Here is a 16,965-nt window from a genome sequence, read left to right on the forward strand (position 1 = left end):
TCATGGCCGCCCGCCCAAGCCCCACCGACCTAGTGCGCCTTGGCGGGGGCGACCGCCAGGACCGGCACGTCCAGAGTACGGCGCACCGAGTCGGGCGTCGAAAATCCCCGCCGCGTGAAAATCCTCAGCAGGCCGATGCACAGGGCGGTGAAGGCGGCGAACAGGAAAACGGCGGCCAGGGCCGGCGCCTTCAGGCTCTTGCCGGTCGCCGGCGGCTGGGCCCGCTCGATGACGGTGACGTTGTCGGCGCCGGCCGCCACCAGGGCGTTGTCCGCTCGGCTCTGGCTTTCGCGCTGCTGGAACTCGCGGATATTGGCGGTCAGGACCTCGCGATTGCCCGCCAGGGTCGCATTCTCGGACTCCAGAGCCGTCAGCCGCGCCTGCCGCGACCGGATGTCCGAGAGCTGCCGATCCAGCGCCGCCAACCGGGCCGCCAGGGCGTCACGGTCGGCCTGGGTGTTGATTCGGGTCGTCTCCAGCTCGGTCCAGACCGGGTTGGGTCCAGTGCGAACCTCCTTAGGCCCGACCGCCGTCCCGCTGGCGACATAGGCTTGCAGCTGGGCGATCCGCGCCTCGATGTCCTTCACCGGCTGGGCGTCGGGTTGATAGCGCGACAGCAGCTGCTGACGTTCTGTGCGCAGTTGCAGCACCTGATCCTGGGCCGAGATGTTCAGATCCTGCTGCAGGGCGACCTCGGCCGGCGTATTGGCCTGCTGCGCCACCAAGGTGCTCAGCCTCTGGCTGGTCTGGTTCAACTGGCTCTGCGTCGCCATCCGGTCGGCGAAGGTGGTCTGATAGGTCGCCGCCAAGGTGGCCTTTGCGGCGGCGAAGTCGCCGATGTCGTTCGACGTCAGAAACTGCTCATAGGCCCGGTCCGCAGCGTTCAAATCCTCTTCAAACGCAAGGCGCTGGCTGGCGATGGCCGGGGTCTTGTCCTGAAAGACTTCGCGACGATAGGCCAGATACTGATCGATAACGCTGTTCAGGATGCGAGCCGCCTGCTGAGGATCATCCGCCTTGTAGCTGACGCGGATGACCGCGCTGCCCGGCGCCGTCGCGACGTGCAGGCTGGAGCCCAGCACCTTGCTGGCCGCCGCCTTCGACTTTTCCGGCGCGCCCTTGGGCGCCCTGCCCAAAATGACCTGGGAGCCCAAGGCGTCGATGACGCGCTGGCGCACCTGGCCCGAACTGAGGATGGCCGCTTCGGAGTTCGCCACCTCGTCGCCCTGCGGCGCCTGCCCCCGTTCGGCCGTGCCCACACGGGGTTGATAGACATATTCCTGGCCGACGCCTGCGAAGACGGCGCCCTGGGCCGTATAGGTCTTCTTCAAGGTGAAGACGGCGGCGGCTCCCAAGGCGAAGATCAGCAGGAAGACGACGACCATCAAGAGCAGTTCGCGGAACAGCAGTCCGACGACGTCCAGCACGCCGTAGCGCGGTCGGGTCGTGACATAGGCCGTCGAACGCATGGCGAGCGAATCCAGGAAACTCTTGATCGACGCAACCTTTCGCTGACCGGCGTTAACCATCGGTTACCCATAAGGGGCGAGGCTGTGATCCATCCTCTTTCCCGGCGGACCAACCGATTCCATGACGTCAGATCGCCGACTGTTCCTGCTGGCCCTCGGATCGGCCGCCGCCACCCTGGCGGCATGCGGCGGCGGGGCTGCGGGCCGAATGCCCCGCCCCAGCGACCGCGCGCAAAGGATCCAGCCTTCCAGCCGCGGGGATTTTCCCAACATCCCCTTCGCCGACTGGACCGACGAAGAGCCAGAATATCTGCTTTATCCCGGCGATGAGATCGAGGTGGCCCTGCCCACCGCCGCCGAACTGACGCGAACGCTGAAGGTCGGACCGGACGGCCGCGTCGCCCTGCCCCTGATCGGTCAGGTCATGGCGGCGGATCGGAGTCTCTCTGAGCTGGAACAGGCGGTGTCTGCGGCCTATGGGTCGCAACTGCTGCGCCCGACGGTGGAGGTGACCCTGCGCCAGGCCGGGCCCATTCGGGTCTGGGTGGATGGCGAGGTCCGCACGCCGGGCGTGATCGAAATGGTCGGAGACCTGGACGCGCACCAGGCCGTCATTCAGGCAGGCGGCCTGCTGCCCACAGGCAAGGCGGAACGGGCGGCCCTGATCCGGCGCGGCCCTGGCGGCGCGCGCATGATGCGGGTGATCGATCTGCGTCCCCGGCGGGGCGAGGTCGTCGCCCTGAGGCGCGGCGACATCATCTTCGTGCCGCGTTCGACCCTTGGCGAACTCGCCGCCTTCTTCACCCAGGTGCGCGCCGCCATGCCGATCGGCTTCAGCTATTCGATCAACGGCTCGAACGGCGCGGGTTACGCCAGCTTCTGAGGCGTAACCGTCTCTGCCATCAGGCGACCAGACGAACCACGCCGGTGTCGATGTAACGGCGCGCCGCCTTCTGGGCCTCGGCGATCTCTTCGCGATCCATCTCCTGGCTCATCTCGCGGCGGTAAACGCGCGCCTCGATCGAACCCTTCATGGCCGCCAGGTTGAAGATCATATGGGCCGAGACCCGGTCCATCGGACAGCCGCCCGATCCGGCCGAATACATCATGCCCAGCTTGAACAGCTCGTCGCCCGACATGTCGGCGGTCGGCAGGGGCAGTTCATCCGTCTGCGCGCCGGCCGCCAGGTCGTGCGCCATTTCTTGCGCTTGCATCACCACATCTCCTGAACGAACGCCCTTCTGGGTCCGTCTCTGATGACGCATCAAATACCGCTGGTTTGAAGTTAAAGTTAACGCCGAAAGCCCACGCAGGACTTTTCAGTAAAGCGAGAATGAATACTCCAGATTCGATTCATAAATCCGAAATCGTTCGGAAACCTGTCGTTTACGCGGTGCGCGCCCGCTGGCCGAAGAGGATGGCCCGCGCCGCTTCGGCCGCTTTTCCTGACCCGCCGGCGTTTCCGCGCCGGTCTTCCAGAAGCGCTCGGCCCGCCCTGACAGCCGGCCGGGCGCCGACCCGCTCAAGCCACGCCGCCAGACGGGGGAACTCGGCCAGATCCTGACCTTGCAGACTGGGCAGTATCCAGGGCCAGGCGGCCATGTCGGCGATGGAATAGTCTCCGGCGAGATAGTCTCGATCCCGCAGGCGGCGATCCATGACGCCATAGAGACGATGGGTCTCGTTCGTATAGCGCCGGACGCCGTAGGCGATCTGGCGCTGATCCTTGATCATGGCCGGAGCATATTTGAGGCGCCCCCTTCCTGATCCCTCGTTTTGAGTGAGAGTCCGTTTCATCAAGGAGACGGACGTGAAGAAGAGCAGGTTCAACGAAGCGCAGATCATAGGCGTGCTGCGCGAGCAGGAGGCCGGAAGCCCGACGGCGGAGGTATGCCGAAGGCACGGGATCAGCGAGCAGACCTTCTATCGGTGGAAGGCGAAGTACAGCGGCATGAGCGTGTCGGACGCCACGAAGCTGAAGGCGCTGGAAGACGAGAACCGGCGGCTGAAGAAGCTGCTGGCGGAGTCGATGCTGGACGTGTCGGCGCTGAAGGATCTTCTGGGAAAAAACTGATCGGGCCTGCAGCGCGCAGAGCGGCCGTGCTTCGTCTGATGGCGGAGCGCGGCTTCTCCCAGAAGCGCGCCTGCGGGCTGGTTCAGATCGATCCGAAGACGGTGCGTCGCGAGCCTGAACAGGGCGATGTGGAGGTGCGCGAGCGCCTGCGCAGCCTGGCGGCTGAGCGCCGCCGGTTCGGCTACCGGCGCTTGGGCATTCTGTTGCAACGGGAGGGCCTCAGCATGAACAAGAAGCGGCTGTTCCGGCTCTATCGGGAGGAAGGCTTGGCGGTGCGACGGCGACGGGGCCGCAAGCGGGCCACCGGAACCCGTGCGCCCATGGCCCTGCCGGACGGCCCAAACCAGCGCTGGTCGCTGGACTTCGTGGCCGACAGTCTGTCGTGGGGCCGACGCTTCCGCATCCTGTGCATCGTGGACGACTTCACGCGCGAGGCCCTGGCTCTGGTGGTCGACACCTCGATCGGCGGCTCACGCATGGCGCGCGAGTTGGACCGGCTGATCGCCCGACGCGGGCGTCCGGCCATGATCGTCAGCGACAACGGGACCGAGATGACCAGCCGGGCCATCCTGGAATGGACCAACCGCACCGGCGTGGCCTGGCATTACATCGCGCCGGGCAAGCCGCAGCAGAATGGCTTCGTCGAAAGCTTCAACGGCAGGCTCCGCGACGAGTGTCTGAACGAGGAGGTCTTCGCCACCCTGGCCGAGGCCCGCGCCGTCATCGAGCGCTGGCGCATCGACTACAACCACGTCAGGCCGCACTCGGCGCACGGGGGACTGACCCCGGAGGCGGTGCGCCTGAACCCCGCGGCCGTTCGGCTGCGCAACTTGATCAGCTCCGCCGCACGGCCGCTCCCGTCGGCGAAGCAGATCGGCTATCAACCCCCTGGACTCTCATAATGATCGAGGGACCAGAGGGGGGCGCCTCAACATTCTGCTGGTCGCCGTCGCGACGGGTCTGATCGCCAGCGTCCTTTCGAACGTCTATTGATCCGACACGGGCCTGAAGACGCCGTCCGAATGAAGAAGGCCCGGAGAGCGATCTCCGGGCCTTTTTCAGAGGTTTCGTCAGACGAGGGCGGGGCCGGAGGTCAAAGCCCCAGCTTGGCCTTCAGTATGTCGTTGACGGCGGCCGGATTGGCCTTGCCGCCGGTGGCCTTCATGACCTGGCCGACGAACCAGCCGAGAGCCTGAGGCTTCTCGGCGACGGCGGCGGCCTTGTCCGGATTGGCGGCGATGATCTCGTCGATCGCCTTCTCGATGGCGCCGGTGTCGGTCACCTGCTTCAGGCCGTGCTTCTCCACCACCTCGGCCGGCGAGCCTTCGCCGTTCCAGACGTGGTCGAACACCTCCTTGGCGATCTTGGAGGAGATGACGTTGGTCTCGATCAGTTCGACCAGCTGGGCCACATGGGCGGCCGGCAGCGGGTTCTCGCTGAAGTCCTTGCCGTCGGCGGCCAGACGCGCCGACACCTCGTTCGTCACCCAGTTGGCGACCAGCTTGGCGTCGCGACCCTTCGCGGCGGCCTCGAAATAGTCGGCCTTGGCCTGTTCCGAGATCAGCACGATGGCGTCGTACTGGGACAGGCCGTACTGGCTCATCAGACGTTTGCGCTTGTCGTCCGGCAGTTCGGGCAGAGACGCCTTGATCTCGGCGATCCAGGCCTCTTCCAGGTCCAGCGGCAGCAGGTCGGGGTCGGGGAAGTAGCGGTAGTCCTGCGCCTCTTCCTTGGAGCGCATCGACCGCGTTTCGCCCTTCACCGGATCGAACAGGCGGGTTTCCTGAATGATCGAACCGCCGTCCTCGAGGATCTCGATCTGGCGGCGCGCCTCGTACTGGATCGCCTGGGAGATGAAGCGGAACGAGTTGACGTTCTTGATCTCGCAGCGCGTGCCCAGGAAGCTGAAGTCGCCCGTGGCCTTGAACTTCTCATAGTTGCCGGCGCGGCAGACCGAGACGTTCACGTCGGCGCGGAGGTTGCCCTTCTCCATGTCGCCGTCGCAGGTGCCTAGATAGACCAGAATGGTCCGGATCTTCTTGACGTAGGCGACCGCCTCTTCCGGCGTGCGCAGGTCAGGCCGCGAGACGATCTCCATCAGGGCCGTGCCGGCCCGGTTCAGGTCGACATAGCTCTCGGTCGGCGACAGGTCGTGGATCAGCTTGCCCGCATCCTGCTCAAGGTGCAGCCGCTCGATGCCGACGTTGAAGAAGCTGCCGTCCTCGGCCTCCACCTCGACCACGCCTTCGCCGACGATGGGGTAATAGAGCTGGCTGATCTGATAGCCCGTCGGCAGGTCGGGGTAGAAGTAGTTCTTGCGGTCGAACTGGCTGCGCTTGTTGATCTGCGCACGCAGGCCCAGACCGGTCTTCACCGCCTGTTCGACGCAGTGCTTGTTCAGGGTCGGCAGCATGCCGGGGAAGCCGGCGTCCACCAGCGAGACCTGTTCGTTCGGCCCCGCGCCGAAGCCGACGGCGGCGCCGGAGAAGAGCTTGGCCTTGGAGGCCACCTGGGCGTGGATCTCCAGCCCCATGACGATTTCCCAATCGCCGGTGCGGCCCTTGATGGTTTTCGGGTTCGGAACAGTGTCGGTCATGGGGTCGTCCTAGCGCCCTAGGCGGCGGCGAGAAAGAGGCTGTCTTGAGGGTGTCGCGAAATCGCGCTCAACTTCGGTCGCCTCAATGGAGAATCCCATGTCCAAGACCCTTTTCGCCGCCGCAGCGGCCTCCCTGCTGCTGGTCGGCGCCGCCTCGGCCCAGACCGCCCCGGCTCCGGCTCCGGCCCCGGCCCCGGCCCAAGACCATGCTCATGCCGAGCATCACGCCCATCCGACCATCGACAGCCCGATCGAGGCCCTGGTGAACGATCCGGCGACCAAGGCCGTGCTGGAGAAGCACCTGCCCGGCATGGATAAGCATCCCGCCTACGGCCAGTTCAAGGGCATGACCCTGCGCCAGGTCGCCCCCTACTCCCAGGGAGCCATCACCGACGAGAAGATCGCGGCCATTGACGCCGACCTGAAGGCGCTGCCGGAAGCCTAATCTTCCCCTCTCCCGGAGGGAGAGGGAGGGGCCCGCGCCGCAGGCGTGGGAGGGTGAGGGACAGACGTCGGCCGTCAATAGCATGGTCTTCCCTCACCTAAGCCTTTCGGCCGCCTTCTCCCGCCGGGAGATGGGGCCGCAACCATGACGAGACAAGAGCGAACGGATCGGGCGCGGACGCTGAGACAGACGTCCGGTCTGGCGGAACGGCGTGCCTGGTCTCTGTTGCGCGGCGGGCGGTGCGATGGGTTCAAGTTCCGTCGGCAGCATCCGATTGATCGCTACTATGCGGACTTCGCCTGCGAGGCGTTGAGGCTGGTCATCGAACTGGATGGCCCGGTCCATGAGCGGGACGAGGTAGTGCTGAACGACCATTATCGCCAGCTGGACATCGAAGCGCTGGGGTGGGTCGTCATAAGGTTCACCAATGCTCAGGCCCTGGGGGAGCCGCATCAGATCACCGATGCGGTCCGCGATCATTCGAGACGGGTGAGGTCGGTCCCTCACCCTCCCACTCAACTGCGTTGAGCGGGCCCCTCCCTCTCCCTCCGGGAGAGGGGAAGATCAGTTCACCACCACTGGCCCGGCTTGGCCGTGAAGCCCGCCGCCCGTTCCAGCGCCGCGCCGACCTGGAAGACGGTCGCCTCGTCCAGGGCCTTGCCGATGACCTGGAGGCCCAGCGGGAGGCCGTTGGAATCGACGCCGGCGGGGACCGAGAGGCCCGGCAGGCCGGCCAGGTTGGTCGTCACCGTGAAGACGTCGTTCAGATACATGGTCAGGGGATCGATCTGCTTGTCCCCCAGGGCGAAGGCGGCCGACGGGGTCGAGGGGGTCAGGATGGCGTCCACCCGGCCCCAGACATTGTCGAAGTCCTCGGCTATGCGGCGACGGACCTTCAGCGCCTTGACGTAGTAGGCGTCGTAGAAGCCGGCCGACAGCACATAGGCGCCGATGGTCAGGCGACGCTGGACCTCCTTGCCGAAGCCCTCGGCGCGCGAGGCGGCGTAGAGGTCGTCCAGGGACTTGAAGTCATCCGCCCGGTGCCCGAACCGCATGCCGTCATAACGGGCCAGGTTGGACGAGGCCTCGGCCGGCGCCACGATATAATAGGTCGGCAGGGCGTACTTCGTGTGCGGCAGGCTGATGTCCACGATCTCGCAGCCGGCGTCCTTCAGCCAAGCCACGCCCTGATCCCACAGGGCCTGGATCTCGGCGGGCATGCCGTCCACGACATATTCGCGCGGCACGCCGATGCGCAGGCCCTTGACCGACTGGCCGACCGACTGGGTCCAGTCGGGGGTCGGGATGTCGAGGCTGGTGGAGTCCTTGGCGTCAAACGAGCACATGGACTGCAGCAGCAGGGCCGCGTCCTCGACCGTCTTGGTGATCGGGCCGGCCTGGTCCAGCGAACTGGCGAAGGCCACCATGCCGAAGCGGCTGGCGCGGCCATAGGTGGGCTTGATCCCGACCGTGCCGGTGAAGGCTGCAGGCTGGCGGATCGAACCGCCGGTGTCGGACGCGGTGGCGGCCAGGCACAGGTCGGCGGCGACGGCCGAGGCCGAACCGCCCGAGGATCCGCCCGGCGTCAGATCGGCGTTGGAGCCGGTCGATTTCCACGGGTTCTTGACCGGACCGAAGGCCGAGGTCTCGTTGGACGAACCCATGGCGAACTCGTCCATGTTCAGCTTGCCCAGCATGACCGCCCCGTCGCGCCACAGATTGGCGGTGACGGTCGATTCATAGGGCGGCACGAAGCCGCGCAGCATGTTGGAGCCGGCCGTGGTCTGGACGCCCTCGGTGCAGAACAGGTCCTTGACGCCCAGGGGGGCGCCTTCCAGCACGCCAGCCTCGCCCGAGGCGATGCGGGCGTCGGAGGCGCGAGCCATGTCCATGGCCTTGTCCGCGGTCACCTCGACATAGGCGTTCAGGGTCGGATTGGCGGCCTCGATGGCGGTCAAAAAGGCCTGGGTGATCTCGGCCGAGGAGAATTCCTTGGCCTTCAGGCCGTCGACGGCGGCCTTCAGGGTCAGTTTGGTCAGGTCGCTCATGATTATTCGACCACCTTGGGCACGACGAAGAAGCCGTCGGCCGACTTCGGGGCGTTGGACAGGACGGCGTCGATCTTGCCGCCGTCGGTGACCACGTCCTCGCGCAGGCGCAGGGGCTGGGCGACATTCGAGGTCATGGGCTCGACGCCGTCGACATCGACCTCGTTCAGCTGCTCGATCCACTGCAGGATGCCGTTCAGCTCCTGGGCCAGCGGCTCCAGCCGATCCTCGGGGGTCTTGATGCGGGCGAGATGCGCAACCTTGCGCACCGTCGCAGCGTCGATGGCCATGCGGCCCTCCAATGCACGTCGATAGGGAATGTATCGGCGGGATTAGCCTTCCGACCTCGGATTCACAAGGTGACGCCTTTGACTTCCGCAGGATTGCGGCCTACCGCCCGGCCGTGCCTGTTCTCGACCTCCTCGACCTGCCCGCCGCCTGCCCGCCCGACACCCCGTGGATGGGGCTGGATTTGGGCGAGAAGACGATCGGGGTGGCCGTGTCGGACGCCACCCGCCTGATCGCCTCGCCGCTGGAGCTGATCCGCAAGTCCAAGTTCACGCATGAAGCCGAACATCTGTTCAAGCTGATGGCCCATCGCAAGGTCTCGGCCCTGGTGATCGGCCTGCCGGTCAATATGGACGGGACTGAAGGGCCGCGCGCCCAGTCGTGCCGCGCCTTCGCCCGCAATCTGGAGCGGCTGCGGCCCATCAACGTCGCCTTCTGGGACGAGCGGCTGTCCACCAGCGCGGTCGAGCGGTTCCTGATCGAGGACCTGGACCTGAACCGCAAGCGCCGGGCCGAGGTCGTGGACCGCACCGCCGCCGCCTGGATCCTGCAGGGGGCGCTGGACCGGGTGCGGGATCAGGCGAGCTGGATTTGACCGGGCTGATCGCCGGCGTCCTGCCGGTCTTTCTGATGATCGCCCTGGGCTATGGGCTGCGAAAGTCCGGCTTCCTGCCCGATGAGGCCTGGCGGCCGATCGAGAAGCTGTCGATCAATATCTTCTACCCCAGCTTCCTGATCCCGGCGATCTGGCACGCGGACCTTGCCGGCGGCGGGGCGACGGTGGCGGGGGCGGCGGCGGTCGGGGCGACCCTGATCGTGGCGGCGGCCACCTATGCGGCCAAGCCCCTGATCCCGCTGGACGGGCCGGCCTACACCAGCGTGTTCCAGGGGGTGATCCGCTGGAACAGTTTCGTCTTCGTGCCGGTGATCCAGTCGGTCTATGGCTCGACCGGGACGGCCATGGCGGCGGTGGCCATCGCCTTCATCATTCCGGTGACCAATATCACCTGTGTGGCGGTTCTGGCCAAATGGGGAGCGCTGAAGCGCGAGCCCTCGGTGCCGGGTCTGGCGAAGTCGATGATCGCCAATCCGATCCTGCTGGCCTGTCTGATCGGTCTGGGGCTGAACCTGCTGCGGGTCCCGCTGATCCCCGGCCTGTCGGATGCGATGGACCTGCTGGGCGCGGCCGCCCTGCCCTTGGGTCTGATCGTCGCCGGAGCCGGTCTGTCCTTCGCCGAGGTCAGGCGCCGCCAGGGGACCATCGCCGCCGTGACCCTGGTCAAGCTGGGGGTCATGCCGCCCCTGATGTGGCTGATCGCCTGGGCGCTCGGCGGCGACAGCCTGACCCAGGGGGTGGCCCTGATCTGCGGGGCGGCGCCGGGATCGGCCGCCTCCTATATGCTGGCGCGGCAGATGGGCGGGGATGCGCCCCTGATCGCGGGGATCATCGCCTCGACCACCGTCGGCAGCGCGGTGGTGATTCCGGTGCTTCTGGCCCTGTTCCACTTCGTTTGATCCGCGGCCCGGCCGGCCCCCGGTCTGGCGTTTGCGGCGACTCCCGCCTATAGGCGCGTCTCGATGACCCAGCCCCACGACGTCACCGACCAGACCATTCGAGAGCGGCTGATTCCGTTCCCCAAGGCCCATTTCCTGGCCGCCTCGGATCTGAACCCCTTCGTCACCCCGCAGCTGCTGGACCTGGGCGACGCCTTCGTCGACTTCAATCGCCAGTCGTCCAAGGCCCTGGATCTGCTGCACGGGCGCACGGTCGTGAACCTGTTCTTCGAGAACTCGACCCGCACCAGCTCCTCGTTCGAGATCGCCGCCAAGCGGCTGGGCGCAGACGTCGTCACCATGCCGGTGGCCTCCTCCTCGGTGAAGAAGGGCGAGACCCTGATCGATACCGCGGTGACGCTGAATGCGATGAAGCCGGACATTCTGGTGATCCGCCACTCGGCCTCGGGCGCGGCGGAGTTGCTGAGCCAGAAGGTCGGCTGCGCGGTCGTCAACGCCGGGGACGGCCGGCATGAGCACCCGACCCAGGCCCTGCTGGACCTGCTGTCGATGCGGCGGGCCTTCGGCGATGTGACCAGCCTGACGGTCGCCATCTGCGGCGACATCACCCACAGCCGGGTGGCGCGCTCGAACGTCGCGATGTTGCAGATGATGGGGGCGCGGGTGCGCCTGATCGGGCCGCCGACCCTGGTGCCGGGCGACGCCGACCGCTGGGGCTGCGAGGTCTTCCATGACATGCGCGAGGGATTGGCCGGCTGCGACGTGGTGATGATGCTGCGGCTTCAGCTGGAGCGGATGGCCGGCGCCCTTGTGCCCTCGACCCGCGAATATTTCCGCTTCTGGGGCCTGGACCGCGAGAAGCTGGCCTGGGCCAAGCCCGGCGCAAAGGTCATGCACCCCGGGCCGATGAACCGGGGGGTCGAGATCGATTCCGACGCGGCCGACGATCTGGACGTCTCCCTGATCCAGGATCAGGTCGAGATGGGCGTCGCCGCCCGCATGGCCGTGCTGGCCTCCCTGTCGGCCCGCTGGGGGGACAAGTGATGACCACCCTCGCCATCCTCAACGCCCGGCTGCTGGACCCCGCCAGCGACTATGACGGCCCCGGCGGCGTCCTGATCGAGAATGGCCGCATCGTGCGCGTCGTTCACGGTGCGGCTCAGATCGACGCCGATCAGGTGATCGACGCCGATGGCCTTTGCCTGTCGCCCGGCCTGATCGACATTCGGGTCAAGACCGGCGAACCCGGCGCTGAACCGAAAGAGACGCTGAAGTCCGCCAGCCTGGCCGCCGCGGCCGGGGGCGTGACGACCATCGTGGTCCAGCCCGACACCGATCCCGCCGTCGACGACCCGGCCATGGTCGACTTCATCCAGCGTCGCGGCGCAGCCCTGAACCTGGTCAATGTTCGCGCCGCCGGCGCCGCGACCAAGGCCCTGGACGGCCAGCGGATGGCCGAGATCGGCCTGATGGACGAGGCCGGCGCCCTGTATTTCACCGACGGCGACAAGGTCATCGTCAACAGCCGCACCCTGCAGCGGGTGATGAGCTACGCCGCCGCCTTCAACGCCCTGATCGCCTGTCGTCCGTCCGACCCCTGGCTGACGGAAGGGTCTGTCGCGGCCTCGGGCGAACTGGCCACGCGCCTGGGCCTGTCCGGCAGCCCGGCCATCGCCGAGCGCATCGGGCTGGAGCGCGACCTGGCCCTGGTCGAACAGACGGGCGCCCGGTTCCTGGTGGATCAGATCTCGACCGAGGGGGCGCTGGAGACCCTGGCGCGGGCGCGGGCCAAGGGGCTGGAGGTCGCGGTCAGCGTCTCGATCAACCACCTGTGCTTCAACGAGGTGGACATCGGCGACTATCGCACCTTCTACCGGCTGGACCCGCCGCTGCGGTCCGAGGCCGATCGTCAGGCCCTGATCGAGGCGGTGCGCGAGGGGCTGATCGACGTGATCACCTCGGCCCACGCCCCCGCCCCGGCCGAGGACAAGCGCCGCCCCTTCGCCGAGGCCGCGCCCGGCGCCGTGGGCCTGGAGACCCTGCTGCCCGCCGCCCTGAGCCTGCACCACGAGGACGGTCTGGACCTGCTGGACGTGCTGCGGCCCCTGACCCAGGGACCGGCGGCGCTGCTGGGCCTCGACGCCGGGGTGCTGGCGGAAGGCGCACCCGCCGACCTGGTGCTGTTCGACCCCGGGGCGCCGGTGATCGTGGATGCGGATACGCTGCGCTCCAAGTCGAAGAACTCGCCGTTCGACGGACGCAGACTGCAGGGCAAGGTGATCGGGACCTGGGTGGGCGGCCGCAAGGTTTTCTGACCCACCCTTCCCTCTCCCGCTGGGAGAGGGCTTGAGCGCACGAGAGCGAAGCGATCGTCCTGGCGCGACCCGAAGGGCGGCGCGAAGCAGCCAAAGGTGAGGGGTACGTGGTGCGAACTGGCCCGCCGCCGGTCCCTCATCCGGCCCTTCGGGCCACCTTCTCCCAACGGGAGAAGGATCGATCACACCGTCAGCATTCGCTTCACCACCCGTTTGAACGGCGCCGTGGCCTGGCCGGCGCGCAGGGCGGCGCCGCGCGCCAGACGGGCCGGGGGCGTTTCCTGGGTGAACAGGCGGACCAGGGCGTTGGTGCCCTGGTACAGGGGCCAGCTGGCGAGGCGGTGGTCGCGTTCATAGCGGGCCAGCAGACGTTCCGACCCGATGTCCCCGCCCCGCGCCGACTTCAACACCTTGGCCAAGACGTCCTGTCCGCGCAGACCCAGGTTGAAGCCGTGGGCGGTGACCGGGTGCATGCCCACCGCGGCGTCGCCGATCAGGGCGAAACCCTCGCCCGCGAACCGGCGGCTCCAGGTGGTGGCCAGCGGATAGGCGCAGCGTTCGCTGACCAGTTCCAGCCCGGTCAGCCGGCCCTTCAGCCGCCGTTCCATCTCGACCGCGAAGGCGTCGGGCGACAGGCGCATCAGGTCGGCGATGGCGGGGGCGGCCAGGGTGAGGACGACGGAGGAGACCCGCTCCTGGGCGTCCGCGACCGGCAGCAGGGCGACGGTCTGGCGATGGTCGAACCATTCGGTCGCGACATGGCCGTGCGCCTGGTCGTGGCGCATCCGGCAGACCATCATCGACCGGCCCAGCCGGTTCATCTCGACCCCGACGCCCAGTTGGTCGCGCACGCCGGAAAAGCGGGAATCCGCCGCCACGATCAGCCTGGCCCGGATCGTCGTCCCATCGTCCAGCACGACCCGGCCGCGCGGGGCGGCGCCCTGGACGGCGCAGCTGGCCACTCGCCGCCCCGCCATCAGGATCACGCCCGCCTGGCCTTCGACAACGTCGAACAGGGCGCGGCGGATCAGGTGGTTGGGGATCAGGACGCCCAGCCGGTCGGCGCCGCCGACGTCGAAGGTCAGGGCGAAGGGCGAGCCGCCGTCCAGCACCCGCGCCTCGCGCAGGTCCGAAATCTCTTCGGCCGGAACCCGGTCCCAGGCGCCGAGGGACTTCAACAGGCGGATGGAGTTGTGGGTCAGGGCGATCTCGCGCCCGTCGAAGGCCGGGTCGCGCAGGGCGGCCTGACCCTGGCCCTCGATCAGAGCGACGCTCAGTCCGGTTCCAGCCAGGGACCGGGTGAAGGCCAGGCCCGCCGGTCCGGCCCCGACCACGGCCACGTCGAACATCAGATCATCGCGCATGCTGAACTCCTGATCTTCCCCTGCCCTAGCCGGTTCGTCCGCTCCTTGATCGAGCGCAAATCGTCGCGTCAGCGCGGGCGGCGGCAGGCAGCAGCCTTGGCGACTTCGGCGCCCAGCACCGACTGGACCGCCAGAGGGGTGTCGGTGGCGATGACGGTCACGCCCTGGCGGAAAAGGTCGCGGTATTCGGAGACGTCGCCGTCGGCGGCGTAGCGGTCGTCGCGGCGGCGCCCCTCCGCCCCCAGGGTGCCGAACTGGACCTCGATCCCCGCCTGACGCAGGGCCGACCATAGGGCGGGCCGCTCCTCGCGCGTGCCGGTCCAGGCCAGGATCTGGGCCGGATTCAGACCGTCCAGATCCTCGACGCCGTCCAGACCGGCCGAAATCATCATCTCCGGCGCCAGGGCCGCCACGGCGCGGGCGTCGGCGTCATTATAGGTGATCAGGATGACCCGGTTCTGCGCGCCCGAGCGCCGCACCTGGGCGATGATGGCTTTCGCCAGATCGACCGTGGTCGCACCTTCGGCCGGTTTCAGGTCCAGGCTGGCGATGGCGCCGACGCGGCCGGCGGCGTCCAGGGCTTCGGCCAGGGTCGGGGGCGCGGCCTCGGTCAAGGCGCCGTTCGACGCCTTCAGCCGGGCGGCCTTGACCTGGGCCAGGGTCAGGTCGGCGACGCGGCCCCGGCCGGTCGTGGTCCGGTTCATCGTCTCGTCGTGCATCAGCACCAAATGGCCGTCCCTGGTCAGGACCGCGTCCAGTTCGAGGACGGCGCCCGGAATGGCCCGTCCGGTCGCCTCGATGGCGGCGATGGAGTTCTCAGGCTGATCCGGCGCCGAGACCGCCCTATGGGCAGAGATGGCCACGCCGCCGTCGCGGACACAGTCGAAATAGGCGGCCATGGCCGGGCGGGACACGGCCCCCTCCCCGCCGGTCGGAGCGCCGACGCAGGCCGAAGCCGACATCAGCAGGATCGAGACGGCGACGGCGGTGGAATATCGGCTCATGAGAGTCTCCGGAAAGGCGGGCGGACCTGACCCTGCGTCATTCATCGGGTCAAGAGGCCGGATCGCCCTTGCTCCGTAAGGCGCGCCGACGCATTTTGCCGCCGCATTTCCCGGGGAGAGAATCAAAGTGCAGGATCTGGTGGGGCCCGCGGTCGGGACCTTGGCGCTGGTCGCGCTGGGCGGATATCTGCTCGGCTCGATCCCGTTCGGCGTGGTGATCACCCGCGCCGCCGGCGCCGGCGACGTGCGCAACATCGGCTCCGGCAATATCGGCGCGACCAATGTGCTGCGCACCGGGCGCAAGGACCTGGCCCTGGCCACCTTGCTGCTGGACGCCGGCAAGGGGGCCGTCGCCCTGTTGATCGCCCGCGCCCTGTTCGACAGCCAGGCTGCGGGCGCCATCGCCGGCGGCGCGGCCTTCCTGGGCCACCTGTTTCCCGTCTGGCTGAAGTTCAAGGGCGGCAAGGGGGTGGCGACCTTCTATGGCCTGCTGCTGGCCGCCGCCTGGCCCCTGGGCCTGATGGCCGGCGCCGTCTGGCTGATCAGCGCCTTCGCCTTCCGCTATTCGTCGCTGGCGGCCCTGATCTCCTCGGCGACTGCGCCCCTTCTGGCCCTGTTGCCGCTGGCCGCCGTCGGCCTGCCGGTGGACATGCCGATCCTGGCCCTGACCGTCTTCGCCGCCGTGCTGATCTGGATCCGCCACCACGAGAACATCGCCCGGCTGCTGAAGGGCGAGGAGCCGCGCATCGGGGCCAAGAAGGCGTGACCCCGGCGGCGGACGAACGGTTCGCCCGGCTGCGGCTCGCCCGCACCGACCGCATCGGTCCCGTCGCCTTTTCCCAGTTGCTGGGCCGTTATGGGTCAGCTGTCCGCGTGCTGGAGGTCCTGCCCGACCTGGTCCGCAAGTCCGGCGCGGCCTCCATTCCGCCGCCCGTCGCAGGCATTGAGCGCGAACTGGCTGACGGCGAGCGGATCGGCGCGCGCCTGCTGGTGCTGGGCGATCCTGACTATCCTGAGATGTTGGCGAACCTGGACCCGCCGCCGCCGATTCTGTGGGCGCGGGGTCGGGTCGATCTGTTGAACATGCCCAGCATCGCCATCGTCGGCGCCCGCATCGCCTCGGCGGGCGGGCAGAGGATCGCGCGCGGCCTGGCGCTGCAACTGGGTCAGGCGGGGCATGTCGTCGTCTCGGGCATGGCGCGCGGCATCGACGCCGCCGCCCACGAAGGCGCCCTGGCGACGGGGACCGTCGCGGTCCTGGGCGGCGGGGTGGACGACGTCTATCCGCCCGAACACGCGGATCTTTACGCGCGGCTGATCGACCAGGGCTGCGTCGTGTCGGAAAGCCCCGTCGGCGCGCGGGCCCAGGCGCGGGACTTCCCCCGCCGCAACCGCATCATCTCGGGCCTGTCGCGCGGCGTCGTGGTGGTGGAGGCGGAGATCAAGTCGGGATCCCTGATCACCGCCCGACTGGCGGCCGAACAGGGGCGCGACGTCTTCGCCGTGCCGGGCTCGCCGCTGGACCCGCGCGCCAAGGGGCCGAACGAACTGCTGCGCCAGGGCGCCATCCTCTGCGAGGGGATCGAGGACATCGAGCGCGCCTTCAACACCCTGCGCAGCCTGCGCGCGCCGCCGTCGGAGCCGATGGATTATGGCGAGGTGGACGACGCCTTCCTGGACCGGGTCGCCGCCCTGCTCTCGCCCACCCCGACGCCGCGCGACGAGATCGCTCGCGCCCTGAACGCCCCCATGGGCCAGGTCGCCGCCGCCCTGCTGGAGCTGAGCCTGGCCGGCCGAGCCGAGCTGCTGCCGGGCGGTCTGGCGTCGATATAGTGAAGTCTCTTCCG

The 16,965-nt window shown here is 68.2% G+C and carries 18 protein-coding genes; 10 read left to right on the forward strand and 8 right to left on the reverse strand.

Annotation, left to right across the window (positions count from 1 at the left end):
• Nucleotides 1-29 precede the first annotated feature (29 nt).
• A complete protein-coding gene (locus tag ACW178_RS12160) occupies nt 30-1,469 on the reverse strand; it encodes a GumC family protein (protein WP_287103448.1) in 1,440 nt (479 codons plus the stop codon).
• 121 nt (nt 1,470-1,590) lie between these two features.
• Between ACW178_RS12160 and ACW178_RS12165 the strand changes: the two genes are divergently transcribed.
• On the forward strand, nt 1,591-2,352 hold the full coding sequence (locus ACW178_RS12165; RefSeq protein ID WP_201462812.1) for a polysaccharide biosynthesis/export family protein: 762 nt from the start codon (nt 1,591-1,593) through the stop codon (nt 2,350-2,352).
• 19 nt (nt 2,353-2,371) lie between these two features.
• Here the strand turns inward: ACW178_RS12165 and ACW178_RS12170 are convergent, their stop codons facing one another.
• Both ACW178_RS12170 and ACW178_RS12175 read right to left on the reverse strand, forming a co-directional pair.
• Nucleotides 2,372-2,683, reverse strand: coding sequence for a sel1 repeat family protein (locus tag ACW178_RS12170; protein WP_152950594.1), 312 nt, complete (start codon nt 2,681-2,683; stop codon nt 2,372-2,374).
• Between the two features lie 172 nt (nt 2,684-2,855).
• Nucleotides 2,856-3,203 (reverse strand): glutathione binding-like protein, encoded by a 348-nt coding sequence (locus tag ACW178_RS12175; protein WP_492024607.1) that lies wholly within the window; start codon nt 3,201-3,203, stop codon nt 2,856-2,858.
• 76 nt (nt 3,204-3,279) lie between these two features.
• On the opposite strand from ACW178_RS12175, the gene ACW178_RS12180 reads away from it, so the two are divergent.
• Nucleotides 3,280-4,445, forward strand: a protein-coding gene (locus tag ACW178_RS12180; RefSeq protein ID WP_191559183.1) for an IS3 family transposase whose coding sequence is annotated in 2 segments (ribosomal slippage) — nt 3,280-3,538 and nt 3,538-4,445 — 1,167 coding nt in all. Because the reading frame shifts where the segments join, the coding sequence is not laid out codon by codon here.
• A gap of 191 nt (nt 4,446-4,636) precedes the next feature.
• On the opposite strand, the gene gatB is transcribed toward ACW178_RS12180, so the two are convergent.
• Nucleotides 4,637-6,139 (reverse strand): Asp-tRNA(Asn)/Glu-tRNA(Gln) amidotransferase subunit GatB, encoded by a 1,503-nt coding sequence (gene gatB, locus ACW178_RS12185; RefSeq protein WP_191554201.1) that lies wholly within the window; start codon nt 6,137-6,139, stop codon nt 4,637-4,639.
• Nucleotides 6,140-6,236: 97 nt separating this feature from the next.
• On the opposite strand from gatB, the gene ACW178_RS12190 reads away from it, so the two are divergent.
• The gene (locus ACW178_RS12190) at nt 6,237-6,584 is read left to right on the forward strand and encodes a hypothetical protein (protein WP_287104285.1); all 348 of its coding nucleotides are present in this window, start codon (nt 6,237-6,239) and stop codon (nt 6,582-6,584) included.
• A gap of 144 nt (nt 6,585-6,728) precedes the next feature.
• Nucleotides 6,729-7,112, forward strand: coding sequence for an endonuclease domain-containing protein (locus ACW178_RS12195; protein WP_287104287.1), 384 nt, complete (start codon nt 6,729-6,731; stop codon nt 7,110-7,112).
• A 41-nt stretch (nt 7,113-7,153) separates the two neighbouring features.
• Here the strand turns inward: ACW178_RS12195 and gatA are convergent, their stop codons facing one another.
• Together gatA and gatC are read right to left on the reverse strand one after the other, a co-directional pair.
• Complete coding sequence (gatA, locus tag ACW178_RS12200) at nt 7,154-8,632, reverse strand: Asp-tRNA(Asn)/Glu-tRNA(Gln) amidotransferase subunit GatA (protein WP_287104289.1); 1,479 nt, start codon at nt 8,630-8,632, stop codon at nt 7,154-7,156.
• A 2-nt stretch (nt 8,633-8,634) separates the two neighbouring features.
• Entirely contained in the window at nt 8,635-8,922 is a 288-nt protein-coding gene (gene gatC / locus ACW178_RS12205) for an Asp-tRNA(Asn)/Glu-tRNA(Gln) amidotransferase subunit GatC (protein ID WP_008261275.1), read from the reverse strand.
• Between the two features lie 113 nt (nt 8,923-9,035).
• Here gatC and ruvX point away from each other — a divergent pair, with 113 nt between their 5' ends.
• The 4 genes from ruvX to pyrC all read left to right on the forward strand — a co-directional run bounded on the left by ruvX (nt 9,036) and on the right by pyrC (nt 12,750).
• Nucleotides 9,036-9,515, forward strand: a complete 480-nt coding sequence (gene ruvX, locus ACW178_RS12210) for a Holliday junction resolvase RuvX (protein WP_182713500.1) — start codon at nt 9,036-9,038, stop codon at nt 9,513-9,515.
• Nucleotides 9,512-10,435: an AEC family transporter gene (locus tag ACW178_RS12215; RefSeq protein ID WP_287397842.1), complete on the forward strand. Its 924-nt coding sequence runs from the start codon at nt 9,512-9,514 to the stop codon at nt 10,433-10,435. The genes ruvX and ACW178_RS12215 overlap by 4 nt, the downstream gene beginning before the upstream one ends.
• Nucleotides 10,436-10,498: 63 nt before the next feature.
• On the forward strand, nt 10,499-11,479 hold the full coding sequence (locus tag ACW178_RS12220) for an aspartate carbamoyltransferase catalytic subunit (RefSeq protein ID WP_191559020.1): 981 nt from the start codon (nt 10,499-10,501) through the stop codon (nt 11,477-11,479).
• A complete protein-coding gene (gene pyrC, locus ACW178_RS12225) occupies nt 11,479-12,750 on the forward strand; it encodes a dihydroorotase (protein WP_191559019.1) in 1,272 nt (423 codons plus the stop codon). Before ACW178_RS12220 ends, pyrC begins: the two co-directional genes overlap by 1 nt.
• 182 nt (nt 12,751-12,932) lie before the next feature.
• Here pyrC and ubiM read toward each other — a convergent pair whose 3' ends face one another.
• Both ubiM and ACW178_RS12235 read right to left on the reverse strand, forming a co-directional pair.
• Nucleotides 12,933-14,114, reverse strand: a complete 1,182-nt coding sequence (ubiM, locus tag ACW178_RS12230) for a 5-demethoxyubiquinol-8 5-hydroxylase UbiM (protein WP_191559018.1) — start codon at nt 14,112-14,114, stop codon at nt 12,933-12,935.
• 68 nt (nt 14,115-14,182) lie between these two features.
• Nucleotides 14,183-15,118 carry a glycerophosphodiester phosphodiesterase family protein gene (locus ACW178_RS12235; RefSeq protein WP_182713505.1) on the reverse strand — a complete coding sequence of 312 codons (936 nt, stop codon included), beginning with the start codon at nt 15,116-15,118 and terminating at the stop codon, nt 14,183-14,185.
• A gap of 127 nt (nt 15,119-15,245) precedes the next feature.
• Between ACW178_RS12235 and plsY the strand changes: the two genes are divergently transcribed.
• Both plsY and dprA read left to right on the forward strand, forming a co-directional pair.
• The gene (plsY, locus tag ACW178_RS12240) at nt 15,246-15,884 is read left to right on the forward strand and encodes a glycerol-3-phosphate 1-O-acyltransferase PlsY (protein ID WP_152950601.1); all 639 of its coding nucleotides are present in this window, start codon (nt 15,246-15,248) and stop codon (nt 15,882-15,884) included.
• Entirely contained in the window at nt 15,881-16,951 is a 1,071-nt protein-coding gene (dprA, locus tag ACW178_RS12245) for a DNA-processing protein DprA (protein WP_182713506.1), read from the forward strand. Before plsY ends, dprA begins: the two co-directional genes overlap by 4 nt.
• The last annotated feature ends 14 nt before the right edge of the window (nt 16,952-16,965 follow it).

Source organism: Brevundimonas sp. AVps4, from assembly GCF_058681525.1.

Excerpts from the sequence above, each read along its gene's own strand:
- ACW178_RS12175 (WP_492024607.1), bottom strand. The coding sequence starts at position 3,203 with ATGATCAAGGATCAGCGCCAGATCGCCTACGGCGTCCGGCGCTATACG.
- ACW178_RS12190 (WP_287104285.1), top strand. The coding sequence starts at position 6,237 with ATGTCCAAGACCCTTTTCGCCGCCGCAGCGGCCTCCCTGCTGCTGGTC.
- ACW178_RS12220 (WP_191559020.1), top strand. The coding sequence starts at position 10,499 with ATGACCCAGCCCCACGACGTCACCGACCAGACCATTCGAGAGCGGCTG.
- ACW178_RS12160 (WP_287103448.1), bottom strand. The coding sequence starts at position 1,469 with ATGCGTTCGACGGCCTATGTCACGACCCGACCGCGCTACGGCGTGCTG.
- gatA (WP_287104289.1), bottom strand. The coding sequence starts at position 8,632 with ATGAGCGACCTGACCAAACTGACCCTGAAGGCCGCCGTCGACGGCCTG.
- gatC (WP_008261275.1), bottom strand. The coding sequence starts at position 8,922 with ATGGCCATCGACGCTGCGACGGTGCGCAAGGTTGCGCATCTCGCCCGC.
- ACW178_RS12235 (WP_182713505.1), bottom strand. The coding sequence starts at position 15,118 with ATGAGCCGATATTCCACCGCCGTCGCCGTCTCGATCCTGCTGATGTCG.
- pyrC (WP_191559019.1), top strand. The coding sequence starts at position 11,479 with ATGACCACCCTCGCCATCCTCAACGCCCGGCTGCTGGACCCCGCCAGC.
- ACW178_RS12170 (WP_152950594.1), bottom strand. The coding sequence starts at position 2,683 with ATGCAAGCGCAAGAAATGGCGCACGACCTGGCGGCCGGCGCGCAGACG.
- ACW178_RS12195 (WP_287104287.1), top strand. The coding sequence starts at position 6,729 with ATGACGAGACAAGAGCGAACGGATCGGGCGCGGACGCTGAGACAGACG.
- ACW178_RS12165 (WP_201462812.1), top strand. The coding sequence starts at position 1,591 with ATGACGTCAGATCGCCGACTGTTCCTGCTGGCCCTCGGATCGGCCGCC.
- ubiM (WP_191559018.1), bottom strand. The coding sequence starts at position 14,114 with ATGCGCGATGATCTGATGTTCGACGTGGCCGTGGTCGGGGCCGGACCG.
- gatB (WP_191554201.1), bottom strand. The coding sequence starts at position 6,139 with ATGACCGACACTGTTCCGAACCCGAAAACCATCAAGGGCCGCACCGGC.